A 3659-nucleotide genomic window follows, 5' to 3' on the forward strand; every position below is an offset into this window, starting at 1 on the left:
GAGCTTGTTTACATGAACCGCTATGCGCGTGAGCGCTTCGGTTTTTCCGGCGAGGCGGAATATCTGGGCAAAAAATGCCACGAGATATTGCAGCAGTTTTTGCTGCCCTGCCCCTTTTGCACCAACACCCGGCTGCGCGAGAGCAACTCCCTTGAGTGGAGCTACCGCAACCCCGCCAATATGCACCGGCTGCGCATTTCCGACAATGTTGTTTTCTATCAGAACCGCCGCTACCATCTAACCAGCGTCGTCGATCTGGACGCCAACGATATGGAGACCGATGACATCAACAGCTATGTCCACTACGAGTCCTTTATCAACGAATGCCTGATCGTCTCCCATTCGACTGCCGACCCCGATGAATCACTCAACCTGATGCTCGAACATCTGGGCATCTACCTGCGCAGCAGCGTTTTGCTCTACGAGCAGCAGGACGACCAATCGCTCGTTTGCAGCTACCGCTGGGAAATCTCAGGCGGCAGACACGGGCCGGATACCATATCGGCCGAGGAAACGGCAGCCATGCTGGCCAGCGGCATGATAAACACGCCCAATCGCCCGCTCCGCTTCGCGGATATCGCTGAACTGCACAGCCGCCTGCCCGCCTTCATCCCGCTTGTGCGGGAGGGAGCGGATACGCTGCTTCTCGTCCCCCTGCTCTCCCACGGGATGGTCAAGGGCTGCCTGTGGCTGGATGATATCCCGCGCACCCGCCTGCCCTATGCGGCGAATATTTGTCAGGTGCTGTCCCATTTCATCATGGCGACCCTGCTGCGGCGCGATTTGATGGCGCGTTTGCGGCAATCCAGCCTGCACGACCAGATGACCGGCGCGCTCAACCGCTATGCTTTGAACGAATACATCGACAATAGGCAGGCCGAACAGCCGGTCGGCCTGATCTACTGCGACGTGGTCGGACTGAAAAGCATCAACGACCTGCTCGGTCACACCAGCGGCGATGAGCTTATCATCAGCATCTACCACATCCTGCGCGACCTATTTTCCGCCGGCCGTATCTACCGCATGGGTGGTGATGAATTTCTGGTCATCTGTGAGGGTGTGCCCGAAACGTCCTTCGAGCAGCAGGTAGACAACCTGCGCCGGGAAATCGTGATACACAACCACATTCTGTCGATCGGCAGCGTCTGGGCTGCCTCGTCCCCCGGCGATTTTTACCGGCTGATCCGCACCGCGGACGCGCGCATGTATGAGGACAAGCGCGACTTTTACAGCAATTGGAGCCCGCTGACCGGACGGCAAACGCCCGCGCGTGAGGCTGCGCGCACGCCCGCGCCGCACACCGAGGCGGCCACCGCCTTTCAGTCCTTTTTGGATCACTTTTATTTTGACGCAGAATCGTTTTTCAGCTCCATTGCCATGCGTGACACGACCTTTTACCTGTTCTGCGGTGATGTGCAGAAGAATATTTACTTCATCTCGGACAACCTCAAGGAAGACTTCCAGTTTGCCGACAATCTGGTCTATGATTTTCTGACGCTGCTCAAGCAGCGCATCTATAAGCCGGACAGCAACATGCACGTTGCAGAAACGCAGGCCATGCTGCGCGATAAGCGCACCTTTTACAGTGTCCGCTGCCGTATTTACAACCGCTTGGGCGAGCTGGTCTGGGTGCATTTCCGCGGCATGATGAAATGGAATTCGGACAGGACGGTGCCGCTTTTCTTCTCCGGCAGCATGGTCTGCCTGACCAACGAATCCGAGGTCGATCCCGTGACCGGCCTGCTCAACCGCTCCTCGGCCGTCAGCGCCCTGTCCGACGTATGCCGGAGCGATAGCCGCTTGCTGCTGCTTTGCTTTACCTTCCAGCATTTTTACGATATGGAGCTGGCGTTCGGCCACGAGATCGGTGACAACATCCTGCGCGAGATCGGCTGCCAGCTGGAGGCGACGATGGGCGCGTTCTTCCGCTTTTTCCGCCTGAGCGACACCCATTTTCTGGCCTACACGCAGCAGCTGTCCAGCCCGGTCAAATTCGTGGCAAATATTCGCCGCATCGTGCAGGACGCCTACCGCAAATACGGTGTGCACATGATGTACCCCTGCGCCATCGGCGTACTGCATTATCCGCAGGACGGCTCGACCGCCAAGGAGCTGATTGAAAACGCGCTGGCCGTGGCAAACTCTGCCCGGGCTTTTCCCACGCTCGAATATCTGACGTTCTCTCCGCAAATGTCCGAAACCTATCGGGAGCAGACCGACCTGAGCCTTGCACTCAACCACAGCATCCACCACGGCTTTGAGGGCTTCCGTATCGTGATACAGCCGCAGGTGCACGCGGCTACCGGCGAAATTTTCGGCGGCGAGGTACTGCTGCGCTGGCGGCATCAAGCGCAGAATGTGCCGTCGCAGAAATGCATCCTGTTTTTGGAGCGCCTCGGCCTTATCATCCCGGTCGGCAAGTGGGTAATCACCCAGACCCTGCAAGCCTGCCAAACCATTTTAGAAAAACACCCGGATTTTCAAATTTCCATCAACGTCAGCTATTTGCAGATCATGGACAGCGACCTGTTTCCGTTCATTGAGGCAAGTTTGCGTACCTACGGCATTCCGGGTCGCAATCTGTCGATCGAGCTGACCGAAACGCACTTTGATGAAATGCCTGAGCATTTATCGCGGTTTATCCGACAATGCAAAAATATCGGCATTTCTTTTGTGCTGGATGACTTTGGCAGCGCGTACTCGAGCTTGCAGCTGCTGCTGCAATACCCGGCCGACCTCATCAAGCTGGACCGCACACTGATGCGCGAGGTCACCTCATCGGAAAAAAAGCTGAATTTTATCATCAGCGTTATCTACGCCTGCCACCGGTTCGGCAAAAAAATCTGCGTTGAGGGCGTTGAAACCGACGAGGAGCTTCAGCTCATCCGACAAACCGACTGCGATTTCATACAGGGCTTTTACTTCTATCCGCCGATGGAATTTGAGCAGCTGTTTCAGCTGCTGGACGCAGATGACGCGGCCGCGCCCTCCCCTTGATACACAAAAATGCGCCTTGAAACGGTTTATTACCGAATCAAGGCGCATTTTCTTGTAAAACAATACGGATATGGCGCTTAGTGGTGCGGATTGTCGTTTACCATCACGCAGGCACGCATCATCTGCACCGACAGATCCTTATCATACCGGGCGGCGTAAATACTCATATAGGCATTTTTCTGCACCGGGTTAAGCACCACATATTTGGAGGGCAGGCTGGTCAGCGCCAGCGCCTTCATATCAGCCACGCAGCGCGGGCAATTACACCGCATCATCTGCGCGATATAATAGGGCGCGGTCTCCTCGACCAGCTCCTGCAGCACGTTGACATATTTGACATCGCGTTCGCCGTGGGGCGCTACCACCTGCTCCTGCGGCGCCTGCGGCTCGGGCATACGGATACCGGCGTGCTTATCAGCCGCCTCGCTCTCCTCCACGGCGGGAGACGCGGCCGGTGCCGGTGCGGCGGCAACAGCAGGAGGCTCAGCCTGTGCCGGTGCGGCAGCAGCAGCGGGAGGCTCAGCCTGTGCCGGTGCGGCGGCAACAGCAGGAGGCTCAGCCTGTGCCGGTGCGGCGGCAGCGGAAGGCTCGGCCTGTACCGGCTCTGCCGGTGCAGATTCTGTCTGCGGCACTTGCTCGACAGCGGCGTGGCCAGCCGCGTC

Annotated in this window: 2 protein-coding genes; one reads left to right on the top strand and one right to left on the bottom strand. The window is 57.6% G+C overall.

The genetic code is table 11. The features are described from left to right. Positions 1–2997: bifunctional diguanylate cyclase/phosphodiesterase (locus MR935_RS03635; protein WP_290571140.1), on the top strand; the 2997-nt coding region annotated here is incomplete at its 5' end. A 77-nt stretch (positions 2998–3074) separates the two neighbouring features. Here MR935_RS03635 and MR935_RS03640 read toward each other — a convergent pair. Then, positions 3075–3659, bottom strand: a 585-nt coding sequence (locus tag MR935_RS03640; protein WP_290571141.1) for a late competence development ComFB family protein, incomplete at its 5' end; no start/stop codon positions are given.

Source organism: Agathobaculum sp. (assembly GCF_022775115.1).
In the GTDB taxonomy this organism is placed as follows: domain Bacteria; phylum Bacillota; class Clostridia; order Oscillospirales; family Butyricicoccaceae; genus Agathobaculum.